The 20812-nt window shown below is 70.0% G+C and carries 19 protein-coding genes and 1 pseudogene; 3 read left to right on the top strand and 17 right to left on the bottom strand.

The genetic code is table 11. From position 1 onward, the window contains the following. Positions 1-4: 4 nt before the first annotated feature. Positions 5-1141 carry an epoxide hydrolase family protein gene (locus NWFMUON74_RS16975; RefSeq protein ID WP_187688734.1) on the top strand — a complete coding sequence of 379 codons (1137 nt, stop codon included), beginning with the start codon at positions 5-7 and terminating at the stop codon, positions 1139-1141. 9 nt (positions 1142-1150) lie between these two features. Here NWFMUON74_RS16975 and nuoN read toward each other — a convergent pair whose 3' ends face one another. From nuoN to NWFMUON74_RS16905, 15 genes and pseudogenes are all read right to left on the bottom strand, one after another. Continuing rightward, the gene (nuoN, locus tag NWFMUON74_RS16970) at positions 1151-2788 is read right to left on the bottom strand and encodes an NADH-quinone oxidoreductase subunit NuoN (RefSeq protein WP_187688733.1); all 1638 of its coding nucleotides are present in this window, start codon (positions 2786-2788) and stop codon (positions 1151-1153) included. Then, on the bottom strand, positions 2785-4404 hold the full coding sequence (locus NWFMUON74_RS16965; RefSeq protein ID WP_187688732.1) for an NADH-quinone oxidoreductase subunit M: 1620 nt from the start codon (positions 4402-4404) through the stop codon (positions 2785-2787). Before NWFMUON74_RS16965 ends, nuoN begins: the two co-directional genes overlap by 4 nt. After that, positions 4401-6284 carry an NADH-quinone oxidoreductase subunit L gene (gene nuoL / locus NWFMUON74_RS16960; RefSeq protein ID WP_187688731.1) on the bottom strand — a complete coding sequence of 628 codons (1884 nt, stop codon included), beginning with the start codon at positions 6282-6284 and terminating at the stop codon, positions 4401-4403. The genes NWFMUON74_RS16965 and nuoL overlap by 4 nt, the downstream gene beginning before the upstream one ends. A gap of 1 nt (position 6285) precedes the next feature. After that, complete coding sequence (gene nuoK, locus NWFMUON74_RS16955) at positions 6286-6585, bottom strand: NADH-quinone oxidoreductase subunit NuoK (protein WP_040748232.1); 300 nt, start codon at positions 6583-6585, stop codon at positions 6286-6288. Positions 6586-6600: 15 nt separating this feature from the next. Next, positions 6601-7407, bottom strand: a complete 807-nt coding sequence (locus NWFMUON74_RS16950) for an NADH-quinone oxidoreductase subunit J (RefSeq protein ID WP_187688730.1) — start codon at positions 7405-7407, stop codon at positions 6601-6603. Beyond that, positions 7404-8060: an NADH-quinone oxidoreductase subunit NuoI gene (gene nuoI, locus NWFMUON74_RS36125; RefSeq protein WP_269475356.1), complete on the bottom strand. Its 657-nt coding sequence runs from the start codon at positions 8058-8060 to the stop codon at positions 7404-7406. The genes NWFMUON74_RS16950 and nuoI overlap by 4 nt, the downstream gene beginning before the upstream one ends. Next, positions 8049-9242: pseudogene (gene nuoH / locus NWFMUON74_RS36120) on the bottom strand (NADH-quinone oxidoreductase subunit NuoH); the annotation flags it as partial. The gene nuoI and the pseudogene nuoH, both read right to left, overlap by 12 nt. Positions 9243-9249: 7 nt before the next feature. Further along, positions 9250-11721: an NADH-quinone oxidoreductase subunit G gene (locus NWFMUON74_RS16940; protein WP_187688729.1), complete on the bottom strand. Its 2472-nt coding sequence runs from the start codon at positions 11719-11721 to the stop codon at positions 9250-9252. 31 nt (positions 11722-11752) lie between these two features. Next, complete coding sequence (nuoF, locus tag NWFMUON74_RS16935) at positions 11753-13075, bottom strand: NADH-quinone oxidoreductase subunit NuoF (RefSeq protein WP_187688728.1); 1323 nt, start codon at positions 13073-13075, stop codon at positions 11753-11755. Then, on the bottom strand, positions 13072-13791 hold the full coding sequence (gene nuoE, locus NWFMUON74_RS16930) for an NADH-quinone oxidoreductase subunit NuoE (RefSeq protein ID WP_187688727.1): 720 nt from the start codon (positions 13789-13791) through the stop codon (positions 13072-13074). Before nuoE ends, nuoF begins: the two co-directional genes overlap by 4 nt. Beyond that, on the bottom strand, positions 13788-15131 hold the full coding sequence (gene nuoD, locus NWFMUON74_RS16925; RefSeq protein ID WP_187688726.1) for an NADH dehydrogenase (quinone) subunit D: 1344 nt from the start codon (positions 15129-15131) through the stop codon (positions 13788-13790). Before nuoD ends, nuoE begins: the two co-directional genes overlap by 4 nt. Further along, entirely contained in the window at positions 15131-15904 is a 774-nt protein-coding gene (locus NWFMUON74_RS16920; RefSeq protein WP_187688725.1) for an NADH-quinone oxidoreductase subunit C, read from the bottom strand. Before NWFMUON74_RS16920 ends, nuoD begins: the two co-directional genes overlap by 1 nt. Beyond that, positions 15901-16455, bottom strand: coding sequence for a NuoB/complex I 20 kDa subunit family protein (locus NWFMUON74_RS16915; RefSeq protein WP_187688724.1), 555 nt, complete (start codon positions 16453-16455; stop codon positions 15901-15903). The genes NWFMUON74_RS16920 and NWFMUON74_RS16915 overlap by 4 nt, the downstream gene beginning before the upstream one ends. A 38-nt stretch (positions 16456-16493) precedes the next feature. Further along, positions 16494-16874: an NADH-quinone oxidoreductase subunit A gene (locus tag NWFMUON74_RS16910; RefSeq protein ID WP_187688723.1), complete on the bottom strand. Its 381-nt coding sequence runs from the start codon at positions 16872-16874 to the stop codon at positions 16494-16496. 244 nt (positions 16875-17118) lie between these two features. Further along, complete coding sequence (locus tag NWFMUON74_RS16905) at positions 17119-18021, bottom strand: LysR family transcriptional regulator (RefSeq protein ID WP_187688722.1); 903 nt, start codon at positions 18019-18021, stop codon at positions 17119-17121. 97 nt (positions 18022-18118) lie between these two features. Between NWFMUON74_RS16905 and NWFMUON74_RS16900 the strand changes: the two genes are divergently transcribed. Further along, positions 18119-19315 carry an MFS transporter gene (locus tag NWFMUON74_RS16900; RefSeq protein WP_187688721.1) on the top strand — a complete coding sequence of 399 codons (1197 nt, stop codon included), beginning with the start codon at positions 18119-18121 and terminating at the stop codon, positions 19313-19315. 31 nt (positions 19316-19346) lie between these two features. On the opposite strand, the gene NWFMUON74_RS16895 is transcribed toward NWFMUON74_RS16900, so the two are convergent. Beyond that, positions 19347-19766, bottom strand: a complete 420-nt coding sequence (locus tag NWFMUON74_RS16895) for an Rv3143 family two-component system response regulator (RefSeq protein ID WP_187688720.1) — start codon at positions 19764-19766, stop codon at positions 19347-19349. A 170-nt stretch (positions 19767-19936) separates the two neighbouring features. Between NWFMUON74_RS16895 and NWFMUON74_RS16890 the strand changes: the two genes are divergently transcribed. Next, positions 19937-20365, top strand: a complete 429-nt coding sequence (locus tag NWFMUON74_RS16890) for a CBS domain-containing protein (RefSeq protein ID WP_187688719.1) — start codon at positions 19937-19939, stop codon at positions 20363-20365. 4 nt (positions 20366-20369) lie between these two features. Here NWFMUON74_RS16890 and NWFMUON74_RS16885 read toward each other — a convergent pair whose 3' ends face one another. Then, positions 20370-20732, bottom strand: a complete 363-nt coding sequence (locus NWFMUON74_RS16885) for a hypothetical protein (protein WP_187688718.1) — start codon at positions 20730-20732, stop codon at positions 20370-20372. Positions 20733-20812: the final 80 nt, after the last annotated feature.

Genomic DNA, 20812 nt, shown 5'->3' with positions numbered 1-20812 from the left:
GGATATGACGCATCCCGAGCCCTTCCGCATCGATATCCCGCAGCACGACATCGACGATCTCGCCACCCGCCTCGCCGCCACCCGGTGGCCCGCGGAACTGCCCGGCGTCGGCTGGGAGTACGGCATCCCCACCGGTTACGTGCGCGAGCTGGCGGACTACTGGCGCGACGGGTTCGACTGGCGGCGGCAGGAGGCCGCACTGAACGCCCACCCGCAGTTCGTCACCGACATCGACGGCCGGCGCATACATTTCATCCACGTGCGCTCCGCCGTCGCGGACGCCCTGCCACTGGTGCTGGTACACGGATGGCCTTTCGCCGATTTCCGGGCCATGATCGGACCGCTCACCGATCCCGCCGCGCACGGCGGCGACCCCGCCGACGCCTTCCATCTCGTGATCCCGACCCTCCCCGGATTCGGCTTCTCCGGCCCCACCCGGGCACCGGGCGAGGCAGCGACCGAACGCTCCGCCGAACTGATCGCGAAGCTGATGGCACAGCTCGGCTACACCCGCTACGGCGCGCAGGGCGGCGACGCCGGATCGTTCATCGCCCCGCAACTCGGCCGCATCGACGGCGACCACGTCGCGGGCGTGCACCTCAACGACCCCATCACCATTCCGTCCTGGGACGACGACGGCTCCGGCTACAGCGCCGAAGACCGGACGGCACTGGCCGAACTACAGGACTGGAGCAGCTCGCAGACCTCCGGCTACGCGACCATCCACGCCACCCGCCCGCAAACCCTGGCCCCGGCCCTCAACGATTCCCCCGCGGGCCTGCTGGCCTGGGTGCTCGACGTCGTGCACACCTACATGGACCCGGCCCAGGACCTGCCGGATCAGGCGATCGAGCGCGACCTGCTGCTCACCGACGTCAGCATCCTGTGGTTCACCGGAACCATCGGCTCATCCGTGCTGCTGTACAAGGAATCTCAGCAGTGGGGCGCGGACCTGCCGAGTTCCGGCGTGCCGACCGGCGTGGCCGTGTTCCCGGGCGCGCGGACCATCCAGGGGATCGCCGAGAAGCAGAATTCCGTCGTGCACTGGTCGCGGTTCGAACGCGGCGGGCACTTCGCGTCGATGGAGGCGCCGGATCTGCTGCTCGAGGACCTGCGGGCCTTCTTTCGGACGGTCCGCTGAGCGCCCTGGTCAGCGCGCGAAAACCGTTGCGCGCTCGGCCATGTCGAGCACCGGCTGCGGCAGGATACCGAGTACCAGCGTCGCCGCCGCCGACAGCGTGATCACCGCGGTGGTCACCGGCGGGGTGACGATCCGCGGCGCGGCCTCGGGCGGGTCGGTGAAGAACATCAGCACGATGACCCGGATGTAGAAGAACGCCGCGATCGCGCTGGCGACGACGCCGACGATCACCAGCACCGGGGCGCGCCCCTCGGCGGCCGCCGAGAACACGGCGAACTTGCTGACGAAGCCGCTGGTGAGCGGGATACCGGCCATCGAAAGCAGGAACAGCGCGACAATCGTTGCCAGCCAAGGGGAGCGGCGGCCCAGCCCGGCCCAGGCGGGCAGGGCGGTGGCCTCCTCGCCGTCGGCGTCGCGCACCAGCGTCACCGCCGCGAACGCGCCGACCGTCGTGATGCCGTACGCGGCCAGATAGAACAACACCGACGAGGTGCCGGAGGCGTTGTCGGCCACCAGCGCGGTGAGGATGAAACCGGCATGCGCCACCGACGAATACGCCAGGATGCGTTTCATGTCGGTCTGGGTCACCGCCATGATCGCACCGACCGCCATCGTGGCAATGGCGATCGCGGCGAGGATCGGCCGCCAGTCCTCGCGCAGGCTCGGCACGCCGACCTGGAGCAGTCGCAGCAGCGCGCCCACGGCGGCGATCTTCGTCCCGGCCGCCATGAACGCCGTCACCGGCGTCGGCGCTCCCTGATACACGTCGGGCACCCAGGACTGGAACGGCACCGCGCCGATCTTGAACAACAGCCCGACCGCCAGCATGGCCAGGCCCAGCACCGCGAGGGTTTTCGAGCCGGAGTCCCCGGCCGCCACCTCGGCGATGCCGCCGAAGCGCACCGTGCCCGCGTACCCGTACAGCAGCGCCATGCCGTAGAGGAAGAACGCCGAGGAGAACGCGCCGAGCAGGAAGTACTTCAGCGCCGCCTCCTGCGACAGCAGCCGCCGCCGGCGCGCCAGCCCGCACAGCAGGTACAGCGGCAGCGACAGCACCTCGAGTGCGATGAACATCGTCAGCAGATCGTTGGAGGCGGGAAACAGCAGCAGGCCGCCGACCACGAACAGGGTCAGCGGGAACACCTCGGTGGTGCTGAAACCCGCTCGCGCGGCGGCGATCTCGTCCTGGCTGCCCGGCATGGCGGCCGCCTGCGGGGTGAACGCGTCGACCGGTGCGGCGGCGGTGGCCACGGCGGCCGCGCGGCTCCAGGTGCCCGGACCTTCCCGGTGCGCGCGCCGCAGCCGGGGCTCGATCCCGCGCTCGGCCATCAACATCAGACCGAGGATGGCGACCACCAGAATGGCGCCCTGCAGGAACAGCGCCACATTGTCGACGGCCACCGCGTCGACCACGGCGGTCGAGGTGGTTCCGGCCAAGGCGATCACCGCGCCCAGCGCCACCGCGAGACCGGCGAAACCGAGCACCAGTTGCAACGGGTAGCGCCAGCCGCGCGGCGCGAACGCCTCCACGATCACTCCGGCGACGGCCGCACCGAACACGATCAGCATCGGCGACAGCTCGCTGTATTCGATCGAGGGAGCCGGAACCGTTGCGGCGAGAAGCTGATTCACTGGTGTGTCCCTCACTTGTGCGCACCTCCGTGCGGTGCGACGGCGGCCTCCTGCTGGGGCACGTCCGGTGCCGGGTCGTGCTTGCCGATGGTGGTGAGCGTGCTCGCCACGGCCGGATTGATGCGGTCCAGTACGGGTTTCGGGTAGGCGCCCAGCAGCAGCAGCGCCACCAGCAGCGGCGCCACCACGACCAGTTCGCGCGGCAGCAGATCGCGCAGGCTCTCGTTGCCCTGCTTCACCGGCCCGGTCATCATCCGCTGGTACAGCCACAGCACGTACAGCGCCGCCAGCACCAGGGCGCTGGTTGCGCACACCGCGGCCACCGGGTAGCGCGTGAAAGTGCCTGCCAGCACCAGGAATTCGCTGACGAACGGCGCCAGGCCCGGCAGCGACAGCGTGGCCAGACCGGCGACGAGGAACGTCCCGGCCAGCACGGGCGCCACCTTCTGCACGCCGCCGAACTCGGCGATGACGCGAGTGCCGCGGCGCGACACCAGGAATCCGGCGATCAGGAACAGCGCGGCCGTGGAGATGCCGTGGTTGACCATGTAGAGCGTCGCCCCGGCCCCGCCCTGGTTGGTCATGGCGAAGATGCCCAGGATGATGAAGCCGAAGTGCGAGATCGAGGTGTAGGCGATCAGCCGCATCACGTCGGTCTGCCCGATCGCCAGCAGCGCCCCGTACACGATGCCGATCACCGCCAGCGTGCTGATCAACGGCGCGTAGGTGGTGGACGCCGAGGGGAACAACAGCAGGCAGTAGCGCAGCATGCCGAACGTGCCGACCTTGTCGACCACCGCCATCATGAGCACCGCGCTGGCCGGGGTGGCGGAGACCGCGGCGCCGGGCAACCAGGTGTGCAGCGGCCACAGCGGCGCCTTCACCGCGAACGCGAACATGAAACCGAGGAAGATCGCGTTGAGCACCGCGGGCCCCGCGCCGAGTTCGCCGGAGTTGGCCGCGGCCACGACCGCGCGGAAGTCGAAGGTCCCGCCGCCGTCCGCGCCGAGCCGCTCGCGCGCGGTGAGCACGTACAGCCCGATCACCGCGGCCAGCATGATGAGCCCGCCGAACAGGTTGTACAGCAGGAACTTCACCGCCGCGCGGGATCGCTGCTGCCGCTGCGCCGCGTCGTCGGTGCGCGGGCCGAAGCCGCCGATGAGGAAGTACATCGGGATCAGCATCACCTCGAAGAACACATAGAACAGCAGGATGTCCAGCGAGGTGAACGAGATCAGCACCATGGATTCGACGATCAGCGTCAGCGCCACATAGATGTGCGCCACCCGCCGCCCGGTGCCGACCTCCCGGTCGTCTTTCCACCCGGCGAGGATCAGCAACGGCACCAGCGCGGCCGTCAGCAGCACCAGCACCAGCGCGATCCCGTCGACGCCGAGGGTGTACCCGGCCCCGAAAGCCGGTATCCACCGGTGCGATTCGACGAACTGGAACTGCGCACCGCCCGGTTCGAACCGCACCGCCACCACGATCCCGGCCGCCAGGGTCGCGACCGCGACGAGCAGGCCGATCGACCGGGCCGCGGTGCGCCACGCGCCGGGCAGGATCAGCACCAGGGCCGCGCCCGCCATGGGCAGCACCCACAGCGTCGTGAGCCACGGGAATGAGTTCACAGCAACCTCACCGCCAGCAGGGCGGCGACCACCAGGGCCGCGCCGGTGAACATGGACAGGGCGTAGGACCGCACGAAACCGGTTTGCACGCGCCGGATTCGGGCCGACAGGCCACCGATGATCGCGGCCGTGGTGTTGACCAGGCCGTCGATGCCGCGGTTGTCGACGAAGACCAGCGACCGGGTCAGGTGCTGCCCGGGGCGCATGAAGGCCGCCTCGTTGACGGCGTCGCCGTACAGGTCGCGGCGGGCGGCGCGGGTGAGCACCGATGCGTCGGGCGCGGTTTCGGGCACGGTGCGCGCGTACCGGCGGTAGGCGACCCACACCCCGGCGGCCACGACCGCCAGCGCGAGCAGGGTGATCGCCCACGCCGGAATCGCGGGTTCGCCATGATGCGCGCCGACGACCGGCTCCAGCCAATCCTGCAGCGACGACCCGAGCACCAGCAGCCCGCCCGCGCCGGCCGACCCGAGCGCCAGCAGAATCATCGGCCCCGTCATCACCGCGGGCGACTCGTGCGGATGGGCGTTCTCGCGCCAGCGCCGCTCGCCGAAGAACGTCAGGATCATCACCCGGGTCATGTAGAACGCGGTGATCCCGGCGCCCGCCAGCGCCGCCAGACCGGTCACGATCCCGCCCGCGCCGCCGAAGGCGAAGGCGGACTCGATGATTCGGTCCTTGGAGAAGAACCCGGAGAACGGCGGCACGCCGATGATCGCGAGGTAGCCGAGCCCGAAGGTGACGTAGGTGATCGGCATGACCGTGCGCAGTCCGCCGTAGCGGCGCATGTCGGTCTCGTCGTTCATGCCGTGCATCACCGAACCCGCCCCGAGGAACAGCCCGGCCTTGAAGAAGCCGTGCGTCAGCAGGTGCATGATGGCGGCCGCGTAACCGATCGGCCCGAGCCCGGCCGCCAGCACCATGTACCCGATCTGGCTCATGGTGGAGGCGGCGAGCGCCTTCTTGATGTCGTCCTTGGCGCAGCCGATGATCGCGCCGAAAACCAGCGTCACCGCGCCGACGGTCATCACCGCGGCCCGCGCGCCCGGCGCCAGATCGAAGATGGGCCCGGACCGCGCGATGAGGTACACACCGGCCGTCACCATGGTGGCCGCGTGGATGAGCGCCGACACCGGGGTCGGGCCCTCCATCGCGTCCCCGAGCCAGGATTGCAGCGGCACCTGGGCGGACTTGCCGCACGCGCCGAGCAGCAACAGCAACCCGATGGCGGTGAGGGTGCCCTCGCCCGCCTGCGGCGCCCCGGCGAACACCTGCCCGAAGTCGACCGACCCGAAGGTGGCGAACATGACGAACAGCGCGATCGCCAGCCCCATGTCACCGACCCGGTTCACCACGAACGCCTTCTTGGCCGCCGTTGCGGCCGAAGGCTTCTCGTGCCAGAAGCCGATCAGCAGATACGACGCCAGGCCCACGCCCTCCCAGCCCAGATACAGCACCAGGTAGTTGTCCGCCAGTACCAGCACCAGCATGGCCGCGAGGAACAGATTCAGGTAGGCGAAGAACCGGCGGCGTCCCGGATCGTGGCTCATGTAGCCGACCGAGTAGATGTGGATCAGCGAGCCGACCCCGGTGATCAGCAGTACGAAGCACATCGAGAGCTGATCGAGCCGCAGCGCGAAATCGGCCTGCAGCCCCGCTACTGGAACCCAGCTGAAGAAGGCGTGCGAGACCGGACGGTCGTCGGCCGCGCGGCCGAGCATGTCGAAGAACGCCCATCCCGCCACGACGAACGAGGCCAGCGCGGTCAGACAGCCCAGCCAATGACCCCAGGCGTTGCTCGCCCGGCCGATCAGCAGCAGAAGCACCGCACCGGCCAGCGGCAGGGCCGGCAGCAACCAGAGCGTCAGTGTGGTATCCACGTCAGTACTTCAGCAGGTTGGCGTCGTCGACCGAGGTCGAGCGGCGGGCGCGGAAGATGGTCATGATGATGGCCAGGCCGACCACGACCTCGGCGGCGGCGACCACCATCGTGAAGAACGCGTACACCTGGCCGTCCAGGTTCGCGCGTTCCCGGGCGAAGGTCACGAAGGCCAGATTGACCGCGTTCAGCATCAGCTCGATGCACATGAACACCACGATCGCGTTGCGCCGCACCAGGACACCGGCAGCGCCGATGGTGAACAGCAGCGCGGACAGATACAGGTAGTTGTCCGGATTCACCGCAGAGCCTCTCTCTCAGCCGTGCGTGGGATTGTCGTCGGAACCGTTGCCGCCCTCGGTGCGCACGCCGATGGCCGCGGCCTCGGTGTGCGCGCGGTGGCGGCGGTGCCGCAGGATCGTGCTGACCGACAGCTCGGCGAACGAGCCGTCCGGCAGGCGGGCGGGCACGTCGACCGCGTTGTGCCGCGCGTAGACGCCGGGCGTGGGCAGGGGCGTGACCTGCTTCCCCTCGCGCACCCGGCGTTTCGACAGCTCCCGCTGATCGGTGCGCGGGCCGAACCGCTCACGGTGGGCCAGCACCATGGCGCCGATGGTCGCGGTGATCAGCAGGGCGCCGGTCAGCTCGAAGGCCCACACATAGCGCACGAAGATCAACTCGGCCAGCGCCGCGATGGTGTCGCGGCCGAAGCCCGGACCGACCGGCGCGGCCGAATCGTCGTGCACGCCACGGGCGATGGCGGCGATCAGCAGCGCCCCGAAACCGAGGCCGACCACGACGGCCGCGAGGCGATGCCCGCGCAGCGTCTCGCGCAGCGACTCCGAGGAGTCGACGCCGACGAGCATCAGCACGAACAGGAACAGCATCATCACCGCGCCGGTGTAGACCACGATCTGCACCACGCCCAGGAACAGCGCGTTCTGGGCGATGTAGAAGACCGACAGCGTGATCATGGTGGCCGCCAGGCACAGCGCCGAGTGCACCGCCTTGCGCGCGCACACCATGCCCAGCGCGCCCGCGACGGCGACCACCGCGAGGATCCAGAACGTCACGGCCTCGCCGGTGGTGGTGCGCGTGATCGCGTCGGCGGCAAGGGGATTCATCGTGACGCTCCTTCCGCACCGGCCGCGGCGGGCTCGGGCACCGCGGCGCCGGACGGCGGGACGGCGGGCATACCGAGGTCGGTGCGGCGCAGCCCGGTGTCCTGCGGTGTGCCCGGCGCGGCCGGGACGTTGCCGAGGTAGTAGTCCTCGTCGGTCGCTCCCGGATAGGCCGGGTGCGGCGCGGGTTGCATGCCCGCTTCCAGCGGGGCGAGCAGGCGGTCCTTCTCGTAGATGAGATCGGCGCGACTGGCGTCGGCGAGTTCGTACTCGTTGGTCATGGTCAGCGCGCGGGTGGGGCACGCTTCAATGCACAGCCCGCAGCCGATGCAGCGCAGGTAGTTGATCTGGTAGACCCGCCCGTACCGCTCGCCGGGGGAGAAGCGCTCGCCCTCGGTGTTGTCGGCGCCCTCGACGTAGATGGCGTCGGCGGGGCAGGCCCAGGCGCACAGCTCGCAGCCGATGCATTTCTCCAGCCCGTCCGGGTGCCGGTTGAGCTGGTGGCGGCCGTGGTAGCGGGGCGCGGTCGGAACCTTCTCCTCGGGATAGAACTCGGTGTTCTTCTCCTTGAACATGGTCCCGAAGGTGACGGCGAATCCGGCCAGCGGCTCGAGCAGGCCCGGCTTGGGCCCCTCTCGCTCGGGCTGGGGCGGCATCGGCGGCACCGGGAAGCCCGCGTACGGCTCGGCCGCGGCGGGCTCGGCCTCGGCTCGGCGGTCGTCGCCCTTGTGCCCGGCGCGCAGCATGACCCCGATCAGCAGCAGCGACAGCACGAGACCGCCGATCACCAGCCCGGCGGTCTCGATGTGGGTGCCGTTGTCCTGCAGCACCTTCAGCGTCGCCACGATCATCACCCAGAGCAGCGACACCGGGATCAGCAGCTTCCAGCCGAGATTCATGAACTGGTCGTAGCGCAGCCGGGGCAGCGTGCCGCGCAGCCAGATGAACACGAACAGGAAGATCCACACCTTCGCGGTGAACCACAGAATCGGCCACCACCCCGAATTCGCTCCCGCCCACAGGCTCAGCGGGAACGGCGCGTGCCAGCCGCCGAAGAACATCGTGGTGGCCAGCGCCGACACCGTGCCCATGTTGATGTACTCGGCCATCATGAACATGGCGAACTTCAGCGAGGAGTACTCGGTGTGGAAGCCGCCGACCAGCTCGCCCTCGGCCTCGGGCAGATCGAACGGCGCCCGGTTGGTCTCGCCGACCATCGACACCGCGTAGATCAGGAACGACGGCAACAGCAGGAAGACATTCCAAGTGCCCCACTGGCTTTCGACGATGCCCGACGTCGACATCGTGCCCGCCAGCAGGAACACCGCCGCGAAGCAGGCGGCCATGGCGATCTCGTAGGAGATGACCTGCGCGGTCGAGCGCAGGCCGCCCAGCAGCGGGTAGGTCGAGCCCGAGGCCCAGCCCGCGAGCACGATGCCGTAGACGCCGACCGAGGCCATCGCCAGGATGTACAGCACGCCGACCGGCATGTCGGTGAGCTGCAACGGCGTTCGCGTGCCGAAGATCGACACCTCGGGACCCAGCGGGATCACCGCGAACGCCATGACCGACGGGATCAGCGCGATGATCGGCGCCAGGATGTAGATCGGCTTGTCGACGATGGCGGGGATGATGTCCTCTTTGAGGAGCATCTTCGCGCCGTCGGCCAGCGACTGCAGCGTGCCGCGCGGGCCCACCCGGTTCGGGCCGACCCGCATCTGCATCCAGGCGACCACCTTACGTTCGATGAGCACGCCCAGCAGCGGGATGGTCAGCAGGAAGACGAAGATGCCGACGGATTTCAGCAGGATCAGCCACCACGGGTCGTGGCCGAACATACTCAGATCACTCACGGTGGTCCTCCCGTCGGATGCGCACGAGGTGGCCGGGGACGGCGGCGAGTTGCTCCGACACCACCGACCCGGGGGAGTTGAGCGGCAGCCACACGACCCGGCCGGGCATCTCGGTGATCTCGAGCGGCAGGGTGATGTGGCCGTGGTCGGTGCTCACCCGCACGGGATCGCCTGCGGCGGCGCCGATTTCGTCGGCGGTCTCGCGCGACAGGCGCACCACGGGCGGGCGCGCGGTAGCGGCCAGATTCGGTTCGCCGTCCTGCAGGCGGCCGCGGTCGAGCAGCATCCGCCAGCCCGCGAGGACCGCGGTGCCGGGCGCGGTGTGCGGGGCGGCCTGCGGGGGGCGGGCGGGCGCGGGGGGCGGCTCGCCGTCCCAGGCCCCGAGATCGGCGAGTTCGGCTCGCGCCGAGGTGATGTCGGGCAGGCGGATCGGGAGACCCATCTCGTCGGCGATGGCGTGCAGCACCCGCTGGTCGGCGAGCGGCGCGGCCGCGCGGCGGACGGTCGGGTCGGCGAGCGCGGCCTCGAACTGGCGGGTACGCCCCTCCCAGGTGAGGAAGGTGCCCGCCTTCTCCATCGTGGACGCCACCGGAAAGACCACATCGGCACGGTCGGTGACCGCGCTGTGCCGCAGCTCGAGACTGACCACGAACCGCGCGGCGTCGAGCGCGGCCAGGGCGGCCGCCGGATCGGGCAGGTCGGCCACCTCCACGCCGCCGATCACCAGCGCGCCGAGATGAGCAGCGGCAGAAAGGATTTCAGCGGTGTCGCGGCCCGGGTCGGCCGGGAGATCGTCGACGTTCCAGGCGGTGCGAAGCTGCTGGCGCGCCCGAGCGTCGGCGACGGGGCGACCACCGGGCAGCAGGCCGGGCAGTGCGCCCGCCTCGACCGCACCACGTTCGCCCGCGCGGCGGGGCACCCAGGCCGTCGCCGCACCCGTGCCGTCGGCCAAGCGCAGCGCGGCGGACAGCGCGCCGGGCGCGGTGGCGAGCCGCTCGCCGACCAGAATCACCGCACCCGGTGCGCGGAGTAATTGGGCGAGCTCCGACACCTCGTCGGCCAGGTCCGGTGTGTTCGCCTCGGACGGCCGGAGTGCGGCGAGGGTGTCCAGCACGTGCGCTTCCCGTCCGGGCGCGGCCGGGAGCAGCGTGCCCGCCATCCGCTCGAGGCCCCGGCTCGCGTACGGCGCGATGGAATACACCCGCAGCCCGTGCTTGCGGGCCGCCTTGCGCAGCCGCAGATACACGATCGGCGATTCCTCTTCCGGCTCGAACCCGGCCAGCAGCACCACCGGCGCGGCCTCCAGCGCCGCGTAGTCGACGGTCAGCCCCTGGCCCGCCACGCGGGCGGCCAGGAAATCCGCCTCCTCCGCCGAGTGGGCGCGGGCCCGGAAGTCGATGTCGTTGGTGCCCAGCGCGACCCGCGCGAACTTGCTGTAGGCGTACGCGTCCTCCAGCGTCGCGCGCCCACCCACCAGCACACCCGCATTGCCGCGGGCCGCCGCGAGCCCCTCGGCCGCGCGGGCGAGCGCCTCCGACCAGGACGCGGGGGCCAGCGTGCCGTCCCAGCCGCGCACCAGCGGAGTGGTGATCCGGTCCGGCTCGGTGGCGTAGGTGAACGCCCACCGGCCCTTGTCGCAGTTCCACTCCTCGTTCACCTGCGGATCGTCACCGGCCAAGCGGCGCAGCACTTTTCCGCGGCGGTGATCGGTGCGCTGCGCGCAGCCCGACGCGCAGTGCTCGCACACGGCCGGGCTGGAGACCAGGTCGAACGGGCGGGCGCGGAACCGGTAGGCGGTGCCGGTGAGCGCCCCGACCGGGCAGATCTGCACGGTGTTGCCGGAGAAGTAGGAGTTCATCGGCTGGCCCTCGGCGACGCCGACCTGTTCCAGCGCACCGCGATCCATCAGCTCGATGAACGGGTCGCCCGCGACCTGCTGAGAGAAACGGGTGCAGCGCGCGCACAGCACACAGCGCTCCCGGTCCAGCAGCACCGCCGCCGACAGCGGAAGCGGTTTGGGGTAGGTGCGTTTCACGCCCTCGAAGCGGGATTCGGCCCGGCCGTTGGACATCGCCTGGTTCTGCAGCGGGCATTCGCCGCCCTTGTCGCACACCGGGCAGTCCAGCGGATGGTTGATCAGCAGCAGTTCCATCACGCCCTCCTGCGCCTTCTCGGCCGCGGGCGAGCTGAGCTGGGTGTGGGCCACCATGCCATCGGTGACCGCCATCGTGCAGGAGGCCACCGGCTTGCGCTGGCCCTCGACCTCGACCAGGCACTGCCGGCAGGCGCCGACGGGGTCGAGCAGCGGATGGTCGCAGAAGCGCGGGATCTGGATGCCGACGAGTTCGGCGGCGCGGATCAGCAGGGTGCCGGCGGGCACGCTGACGGTGGTGCCGTCGATGGTGACGCTCACCAGATCCTGGGGCACCACATCGCTGTCGCTGTTCGAGACGGTCGCGGTCATGGCCGGCCTCCTGGGAATGACGGGATTCGGTTCATCGCGCGCTCCCCGCGGCGTCCGCCCAGGCCGTCGACCGAGCCGGATCGAAGGGGCAGGCACCCAGGCGCAGATGGTCCTCGTACTCGGCGCGGAAGTACTTCAGCGAGGACACGATCGGGCTGGCCGCGCCGTCGCCGAGGGCGCAGAACGACTTGCCGTTGATGTTGTCGGCGATGTCGAGCAGTGTGTCGAGGTCGGCCGCGGAGCCGCCACCGGTTTCCAGCCGTTGCAGCAACTGCACCAGCCAGTAGGTGCCCTCCCGGCACGGCGTGCACTTCCCGCAGGATTCGTGGGCGTAGAACTCGGTCCAGCGCAGTACCGCGCGCACCACGCAGGTGGTGTCGTCGAAGATCTGTAATGCCTTGGTGCCCAGCATGGATCCGGCCGCCGCCACGTTCTCGTAGTCCAGTGGCACGTCGAGGTGCTCCTCGGTGAACAGCGGGGTGGACGAGCCGCCGGGCGTCCAGAACTTCAGCCGGTGCCCGCGCCGCACACCACCGGCGTAGCCGAGCAGTTCGCGCAGGGTGACCCCGAGCGGCGCCTCGTACTGGCCGGGCCGGGCGACGTGCCCCGACAGCGAATACAGCGTGAAACCGGGCGACTTCTCGCTGCCCATGGAACGGAACCAGTCGACGCCGTGCAGAATGATCGGCGGCACGCTGGCGATGGATTCGACATTGTTGACCACGGTCGGGCAGGCGTAGAGACCGGCGACGGCCGGGAACGGCGGGCGCAGCCGGGGCTGGCCGCGACGGCCCTCGAGGGAGTCGAGCAGCGCGGTCTCCTCGCCGCAGATATAGGCCCCCGCCCCGGCGTGCACGATCAGTTCCAGGTCGTACCCGGAGCCGAGGATGTCGTGGCCGAGATAACCGGCGTCGTAGGCCTCCCGCACCGCGGCCCGCAACCGCCGCAGCACCGGAAGCACCTCGCCGCGCACGTAGATGAACGCGTGCGAGGCCCTGATGGCGTAGGCCGCGATGATGACGCCCTCGACGAGCACGTGCGGGGTGGCCAGCATGAGCGGAATGTCCTTGCAGGTACCCGGTTCCGACTCGTCGGCGTTGACCACCAGGTAGTGCGGTTTGGTGGTGCCGTCCGGCCCGGGACCCTGCGGGATGAAACCCCACTTCATGCCGGTGGGAAAGCCCGCGCCGCCGCGGCCGCGCAGGCCCGCGTCCTTCACGGTGGCGATGACCTCGTCGGGCGGCACCCCGAGCGCCTTGGGCAGGGCGCGGTAGCCGTCGTGGCGGCGATAGGTCTCCAGCGTCCAGGATTGCGGCTCGTCCCAGTACCGGGTGAGGACGGGTGCGAGGGTCACCGCGCACCTCCTGAATCGCCGGGCTCCGGCTGCTCGGGCGTGGTGTCGCCGCGTGCGGCGCGCAGACCCGCGAGGGTGGCGTCCCCGGGAGCGCCGTCGTTGGCGCCCGGCCGGTCGTCCGGGAAACCGGCCAGGATGCGGGCGGTCTCACGGAATGTGCACAGCGGCGCACCGCTGCGCGCGGCCGTGACCTGCTCGCCGCTGCGCAGCGCGTCGACCAGCGCGCGGGCCGACTCCGGGGTCTGGTTGTCGAAGAACTCCCAGTTGACCATCACCACGGGGGCGTAGTCGCAGGCGGCGTTGCACTCGATGTGCTCGAGGGTGACCGCGCCGTCGGCGGTGGTCTCGCCGTGCCGAATGCCCAAGTGCGCCCGCAGGTCCGCGAAGATCTCGTCGCCGCCCATGACCGCGCACAGCGTGTTGGTGCAGACCCCGACGTGGAAGTTCCCGGTCGGGGTGCGGCGGTACATCGAGTAGAAGGTGGCGACCGCGGTCACCTCGGCGTCGGTCAGGCCCAGTTGCCCGGCGCAGAATCCGATGCCCGTGCCGGAGACGTAGCCCTCCACGCTCTGCACCAGATGTAGCAGCGGCAGCAGCGCCGACCGGGGCTGCGGGTAGCAGTCGATGATCTGCTTGGCCTCCACCTCCAGGCGGTCGTGCACCTCCTTCGGATACGGTGCAGGCCGCGCGGTCAGTTGCAGCAGGACTTCGGTCATCGATCGACACCACCCATCACCGGGTCGATGCTGGCGACGGCGGCGATGACGTCGGCGACCATGCCGCCCTCACACATCGCGGCCACGGCCTGCAGGTTCGTGAACGAGGGATCGCGGTAGTGCACCCGGAACGGCCGGGTGCCGCCGTCGGAGACCATGTGCACACCCAGCTCCCCGCGCGGCGACTCCACCGCGGTGTACACCTGGCCCGGCGGCACCCGCATGCCCTCGGTGACGAGCTTGAAATGATGGATCAGCGCCTCCATCGAGGTGCCCATGATCTTGCCGATGTGCTGGGCGGAGTTGCCCAGCCCGTCCGGGCCCAGTTTCAGGTCGGCGGGCCAGGCGATTTTCTTGTCCTCCACCATGATCGGGCCCGGCCGCAGCTTGTCGAGGCACTGTTCGACGATCTTCACCGACTCCTTCATCTCGTTGACCCGGATGAGGTAGCGGCCGTAGCAGTCGGCGCCGGTGTCGGTCATGACGTCGAACTCGTAGTTCTCGTAGCCGCAGTACGGCTGGGACTTGCGCAGATCGTGCGGCAGGCCGGTGGAGCGCAGCACCGGGCCGGTGATGCCCAGCGCCATGCACCCGGCCAGATCCAGATAGCCGACCCCGCGGGTGCGGGCCTTCCAGATCGGGTTCTCGTTGAGCAGCAACTCCATGTCGCGCAGCCGTTTCGGCAGTAGCGCCAGCAACTCCCGGACCTTCTGCACACCGTTGTCGGGCAGGTCCTGGGCGACGCCGCCGGGCCGGATGTAGGCGTGGTTCATGCGCAGGCCGGTGATGGTCTCGAAGACGTCGAGAATCAGCTCGCGCTCGCGGAACCCGAACAGCATCGGGGTCAGCGCGCCCAGTTCCATGCCGCCGGTGGCGAGCGCGACCAGGTGCGAGGAGATCCGGTTGAGTTCCATCAGCAGCACGCGGATCACGGTGGCGCGCTCGGGAATCGCGTCGGTGATGTCGAGCAGCTTCTCCACACTCAGGCAGTAGGCCGTCTCGTTGAAGAACGGCGAGAGGTAGTCCATCCGGGTGACGAAGGTGACGCCCTGCACCCAGTTGCGGAACTCGAGGTTCTTCTCGATGCCGGTGTGCAGGTATCCGATGCCGCAACGGGCCTCGGTGACCGTCTCGCCCTCGATCTCCAGGATCAGCCGCAGTACACCGTGGGTGGAGGGGTGCTGCGGACCCATATTGACGACGATGCGTTCCTCGGCGGCGCCGCCGAGGGCCTCGCGCACGTCGTCCCAGTCCTGGCCCGCGACCGTGACGACCCGCTCGGGAGGCGTTGGGCGCGTATCGGTGCCGGTGTTCTCGCGCCGGGTGTCGATGTCGTTCATCAGCTGTACGCCCTCCGCTGGTCCGGCGCCGGGATGCGGGCGCCCTTGTACTCGACCGGAATGCCGCCGAGCGGGTAGTCCTTGCGCTGCGGGTGGCCGCGCCAGTCGTCGGGCATGGTGATCCGGGTCAGGGCGGGGTGACCGTCGAACAGGATGCCGAAGAAGTCGTAGGTCTCGCGCTCGTGCCAGTCCGTGGTCGGGTACACCGCATAGAGCGAGGGGATGTGCGGGTCGGCATCCGGCGCCGACACCTCGAGCCGCAGCCGCCTGTTGTGCGTGATCGACATCAGCGGGTAGACCGCGTGCAGTTCGCGTTCGGTGTCCTCGGGGTAGTGCACGCCGCTCACGCCCAGGCACAGCTCGAAACGCAGTGCCGGGTCGTCGCGCAGCGCCTGGGCGACCCGGGGCAGCTGCTCGCGCCGCACGTGCAGGGTCAGCTCGCCGCGGAAGACCACGATCTTCTCGATCGATTCGGCGAATCCCTCGTCCGCCAGGGCTTTCCGCAGTGCGTCGACCACCTCGTCGAAGTAGCCGCCGAACGGTGGCGGGGTGCTGCCGGGCAGGCCGACCGAGCGCACCAGCCGCCCGTAGCCGGAGGTGTCGCCGGTGCCGGTGACGCCGAACATGCCGCGGCGCACGCCGACCACCTCGTCGCCGGGTTCGGCGCGCTGGTCCTGTTCGGCGAGCTGGGCCTGGTCCTGTCCGGTGCCGTCGGGAGTGGCGGCGGACGCGTCCGGCGGGTCCTCGGCGCCCCGGGGAGAATCGAATGTCATCGCAGCAGTCCCGTCATCTGGATGGTCGGGGTGGCGGCCAGCGCGGCCTGCTCGGCCGCGCGCACGGCCTCCTCACGGTTCACCCCGAGCGGCATCTCCTGGATCTTCTCGTGCAATTTCAAGATCGCGTGCAGCAGCATCTCCGGGCGGGGTGGGCAGCCCGGCAGGTAGATGTCCACGGGCACAACGTGATCGACGCCCTGTACGATGGCGTAGTTGTTGAACATGCCGCCGGAGGAGGCGCACACGCCCATGGCCAGCACCCATTTCGGCTCGGTCATCTGGTCGTAGACCTGGCGCAGCACCGGGGCCATCTTCTGGCTCACCCGGCCCGCCACGATCATCAGATCGGCCTGGCGCGGCGAGGCGCGGAACACCTCCATGCCGAAGCGGGCGCTGTCGAAGCGCCCGCCGCCGGTGGCCATCATCTCGATCGCGCAGCAGGCCAGCCCGAACGTGGCGGGCCACAGCGAGCCCTTACGCATGAAACCGGCGAACTGTTCGACCGTGCTCAGCAGGAACCCGCTGGGCAACTTCTCCTCGAGACCCATTCGGACTGACTCGCTTCCGTGTGCGGGGTTGGTACTTCTCAGTCCCAGCTCAATCCGCCGCGCCGCCACTCGTAGGCGTAGGCGACCGAGACGTTGAAGATGAACAGGGCCATGGCGGCGAGACCGAAGACCCCGAGCGCGTCGAAGTGGACGGCCCACGGGTACAGGAACACGATCTCGATGTCGAAGATGATGAACAGCATCGCGGTGAGGTAGTACTTCACCGGAAACCGCTGTCCCGCAGCATTTCCCGGCCCGCCGCCGACGGCATGCGGTGTGGGTTCGATGCCGCACTCGTAGGCCTCGAGTTTGGCGCGGTTGTAGCGCTTGGGGCCGATCACCGCGGCCAGCAGGACGGAGATCACCGCGAACGCCGCCGCGATCGCGCCCAGCACAAGGGTCGGTACCTCGGTGTTCACAACTGCACTACCCCTTCCCTTGCGGACACAGCCGGCAGTTGCCGAGGCGGGCTGACATCGTCGTCTGCCGGGCCAGTCGCGCCCCAGGGCATGGCTCAGTGCGGGTGCGGACGATGGGGGAGAACCGGACGGACGGGGCTCGTATCGACGCCCGCACTTGTGTGAGCTAGGGCACAGCTTACAACTGATCTTTCTGAATGCGTGCCGTTTGCGGGCGGCGTTTGATCGAATTCGGCACTGGCACTTATGACTGAATCGGCAGAATGAGTCCGTCGGACGCGACGAGAGCGCGCGCGAAGGCATGGACGCGGCCGCTGTCTCGATCTCGATGCCAGATCAGCGCGACCCGGGAGTCCGCGATGCCGTGCACCGGAACGCAGGTGAGGTCCGGGCGCCGATGATACGCCGCCGTGGTGTCGCACAGCAGCAGTCCGCCGCGCCCGGCGGCGACCGCGGCGATGGCCTCCTGGATCGTGGACACCGCCGGCCCGGCCGGTATCTCGCGGCCGTCGGGGGTGCGGCGCGGGGCCTGGACGTCGCGCCAGTATCGCGGTGCGGTGTCGGCGATCCCGATCAGCGGGGACTCGGCGAGTTCCGCGGCGGTGAGGGCCGTCCGGGCGGCGAGGGGGTGCCCGATCGGAAGCACGAGCACCTGCGGCCGGGCCGGGAGCACGGGCCCGAGGACGAGATCGGCTTCGGCGATCGGCAGCAGCGCGAGCGCGGTGTCCACCTCGCAGCGCCGCACCGGGCCGAACGGATCGGCGTAGGGAATCTCCACGAGCTCGACGGTGCATTCGGGGTGCGCGTCCCGGAAGGTGCTGACCGCGGCCAGGATTCGATCGTCCGCGCTGCCCTGGAACCCGACGCGCAGCACGCCGCGCACGCCCTGCGCGGTGGCGCAGGCCGAATCGAGGGTGGCGCGCAACCGGTCGTAGGCGGTGCGCAACTCCGGAAACAGTTGCCGCCCGAGCGGAGTGAGGCTCACCCGGCGGCTGGTGCGCTCGACCAGCCGCCCGCCGATGCGGCGCTCCAGCGACCGCAGCAGCTGCGACACCCGGCTCTGGGAGACATACAGCCGGGCCCCGGCCCGGCCGAAGTGCAGTTCCTCGGCCACGGCCAGGAAGGCCTCCAGTTCGCGCAGGTCCATGCCGTCGAGCGCCCTCTCCTCGGTCGATGAGTCCGACTAATAGAAGGATGAGCAGATCGCCGTTGTTCCGCGCGGGCGCGGCGCGTTGGCTGGTGGCATGACCGAACTCGACACGGCCGATGCGGAAAGCGCTCGGTCACAACATCTTCCAGCGCGCGGCTGGCCCGCGGTAGCGGTCGCGGCGGTGGGCACCTTCACCGTGGTGACCTCGGAGATGCTGCCCGTCGGCCTGCTCACGCCGATGAGTGACGCGCTGCGGGTCTCCGGGGGACTGGCCGGGCTGGCGCTGACGATCACCGGGCTGCTGGCGATGACCGCGCCGGTGCTGATGGCGGCCCTGGGCCGGATCGATCGGCGGCGATCGCTGCCGGTGCTGCTGCTCGTGGTGGCGGCGGGCAATCTGCTGTGCGCGCTGGCCCCGAACTTCGCGGTGCTGGTGACGGGCCGGGTGCTGGTCGGTGTCGGCATGGGCGGGGTGTGGGCGATCTCGGGCAGTCTCGGGGTGCGGCTGGTGCCGCCGCGCTCGGTGGGCGCGGCCACCTCGGTGATCTTCAGTGGTATCGCGGTGGCGTCGGTGCTGGGTGTCCCGGCCGGAACCTATCTCGGCGCGCTCGCGGGCTGGCGGGCGGCCTTCGGTGCCGCCGCGGCCCTGGCCCTGCTGGTGGCCGTGGCAGCGGCTGCGATTTTGCCCGCGCTGCCACCCGAGCGCGGCGTCTCGCTGGCCGAACTGCCGCGCTTGCTGGCCGACGCCCGCCTGCGCACCGGCATGATCGTGGTGGCACTGCTCGTGGGCGGCCATTTCGCCGCCTACACCTACATCCGGCCCGTGCTAGAACAGCGCACGCACGCGGACGCCGCGACGATCAGCGCCCTGCTGCTCGGCTACGGGATCGCCGGTGTCCTGGGCACTTTCCTGTTCGGCACGATCGCATCGCGTGCACCCCGGCGAGCGGTGCTGATCATCTGCGCCGGGCTGGCGGTCGCGGTGGCCGTGCTGGCCTGTGCGGGCGGTGCGCCGGTGGCCGCGGGCACGCTACTGCTGGTGTGGGGCATCGCCTACGGCGGTGTCTCGGTCAGCACCCAGTCGTGGACCTTGCTCGCGGCCCCCGCCGCCCGCGAGGCCGCCTCGGCGATCCTCGTCGCGGTATTCAACGCCGCCATCGCCGTCGGCGCGCTCGGCGGGGGAAGGGCGCTGGACGCGGCCGGCCCGACCGCCGCCCTCTGGCTCGGGGCGGCGCTGGTGACAGCGGCGGCCGCAGCAGCCGCTCTCGGCAAGGCGCCGCAGCAGAGGTGAAAACCGAGCCCGGAGAATTTCGGGGGATACCTCAGGCCGCCGAGCGGTCCCGCAGCAGACCCGTCACGGCCTCGGTCAGCTGGAAAGGATCGATCGGGTGCGGCACCGCCGCCTCGGCGCGCGACCAGTTCGCCAGCCAGGCGTCGTCGGCGCGGCCGGTGAGCACCACGATCGGCGGGCAGCCGTCGAGTTCGTCCTTGAGTTGCTTGGCCAGGCCCATCCCGCCGGTCGGGGCCGCCTCGCCGTCGAGGATCGCCAGGTCGATACCGCCGGCGTCCATGTGCTGGACCAGCACGGGCGCGGTCGCCACCTCGACATACTCGAACGGCGGCAGCTCGGGACGGGGTTGTTTGCCCAGCGCCAGCATCACCTGGCGGCGGGTATCGGATTCGCTCGAGTACACGAGCACCCGCAACACGGCGGGACGGTTCGCATCGGCCACCTTTCGCATGCTACGTCCGCGGCGTCCGCCACCGGGGCAGGTTCGCCGACTGCGGTGGGTCGTGTTCCGGGGGACCTGACCGTCCGGTTGATCGTCCCGCGCGGAATCTTTGCTGGTCGTGGCGGCCGAAACGCGAGATCCTGAGAACACAGAAGGGCAAGGACGGGCGGTGGCAACCTATGCGAATTTCCGAGATCCTGCGTAAGAAGGGGACCGACGTGGTCACGATCGCACCGCGAACGCCGGTGCGGGAGTTGCTCGCGGTACTGGCCGAGCGGAATGTGGGCGCGGTGGTGGTGTCGGCGGACGGCGCCGCGCTGGACGGCATCGTCTCCGAGCGCGACATCGTCCGCCGCTTGCATGTGGTCGGCGCCGACCTGCTCGACCGGCCGGTCGCCGAGATCATGACCACGGTGGTGCACACGTGCTCGCCCGATGACCGCGTGGAGACGTTGCGCACCACGATGACCGATCACCGCATCCGGCATCTGCCGGTGCTGCGCGAGGGCCGGATGGTCGGCATCGTCAGCATCGGTGACGTGGTCAAGAGCGCGATCTCCGAGTTGGAGACCGAGCGCGAGCACCTCGAGCAGTATCTGCTCGGGTGATCGGTCAGCGCGGGCGGCGGTGGTAGGCCGCCTCGCGCGATTGCAGCCGGACCCGCTGCGGCGACAACCCGAACGGGCCCTCGATACTGATCACGGGCTCCTCCTCGGAGACCCGCGCCGGTTGCGGCTGTGGTTCCGGCTCGTCGAAATCGGCGGGACCGGTGCGTGACAGGGCGTCACGCACCGCGACACCCGCCTCGGCGCACAGCCTGACCAGCCGGACGCGGTCCTCGCCGGTTTCCGCACCGACGCGGAATTCGCGTACCAGCCGATCCAATACTTCCGCCAGTTCCACGGCCTCCGCCGTGGTATCGCACTGGCCTGCGATGGTGATCATGTCCTGCAAACGCGCGGAAAGACTTGGCATCCAACATCCCCTCCCGTGCCGTTGGCCCCATGTCCAGGATAGCGGCCGAAAGCGGTGTTGCGACGAATACCCCGCAAACG

Source organism: Nocardia wallacei (assembly GCF_014466955.1).
Taxonomy (GTDB): domain Bacteria; phylum Actinomycetota; class Actinomycetes; order Mycobacteriales; family Mycobacteriaceae; genus Nocardia; species Nocardia wallacei.
Note: the sequence above shows the minus strand (reverse complement) of the source record. Positions and strands in the feature narration are given on the sequence as shown.

Coding starts and splice junctions, on each gene's coding strand:
- NWFMUON74_RS16920 (WP_187688725.1), bottom strand. CDS start 15,904: ATGACATTCGATTCTCCCCGGGGCGCCGAGGACCCGCCGGACGCGTCC.
- nuoE (WP_187688727.1), bottom strand. CDS start 13,791: ATGACCGAAGTCCTGCTGCAACTGACCGCGCGGCCTGCACCGTATCCG.
- NWFMUON74_RS16975 (WP_187688734.1), top strand. CDS start 5: ATGACGCATCCCGAGCCCTTCCGCATCGATATCCCGCAGCACGACATC.
- nuoD (WP_187688726.1), bottom strand. CDS start 15,131: ATGAACGACATCGACACCCGGCGCGAGAACACCGGCACCGATACGCGC.
- NWFMUON74_RS16890 (WP_187688719.1), top strand. CDS start 19,937: ATGCGAATTTCCGAGATCCTGCGTAAGAAGGGGACCGACGTGGTCACG.
- nuoI (WP_269475356.1), bottom strand. CDS start 8,060: ATGCCGCCCCAGCCCGAGCGAGAGGGGCCCAAGCCGGGCCTGCTCGAG.
- NWFMUON74_RS16900 (WP_187688721.1), top strand. CDS start 18,119: ATGACCGAACTCGACACGGCCGATGCGGAAAGCGCTCGGTCACAACAT.
- NWFMUON74_RS16940 (WP_187688729.1), bottom strand. CDS start 11,721: ATGACCGCGACCGTCTCGAACAGCGACAGCGATGTGGTGCCCCAGGAT.
- NWFMUON74_RS16895 (WP_187688720.1), bottom strand. CDS start 19,766: ATGCGAAAGGTGGCCGATGCGAACCGTCCCGCCGTGTTGCGGGTGCTC.
- NWFMUON74_RS16950 (WP_187688730.1), bottom strand. CDS start 7,407: ATGAATCCCCTTGCCGCCGACGCGATCACGCGCACCACCACCGGCGAG.
- NWFMUON74_RS16885 (WP_187688718.1), bottom strand. CDS start 20,732: ATGCCAAGTCTTTCCGCGCGTTTGCAGGACATGATCACCATCGCAGGC.
- NWFMUON74_RS16905 (WP_187688722.1), bottom strand. CDS start 18,021: ATGGACCTGCGCGAACTGGAGGCCTTCCTGGCCGTGGCCGAGGAACTG.
- NWFMUON74_RS16915 (WP_187688724.1), bottom strand. CDS start 16,455: ATGGGTCTCGAGGAGAAGTTGCCCAGCGGGTTCCTGCTGAGCACGGTC.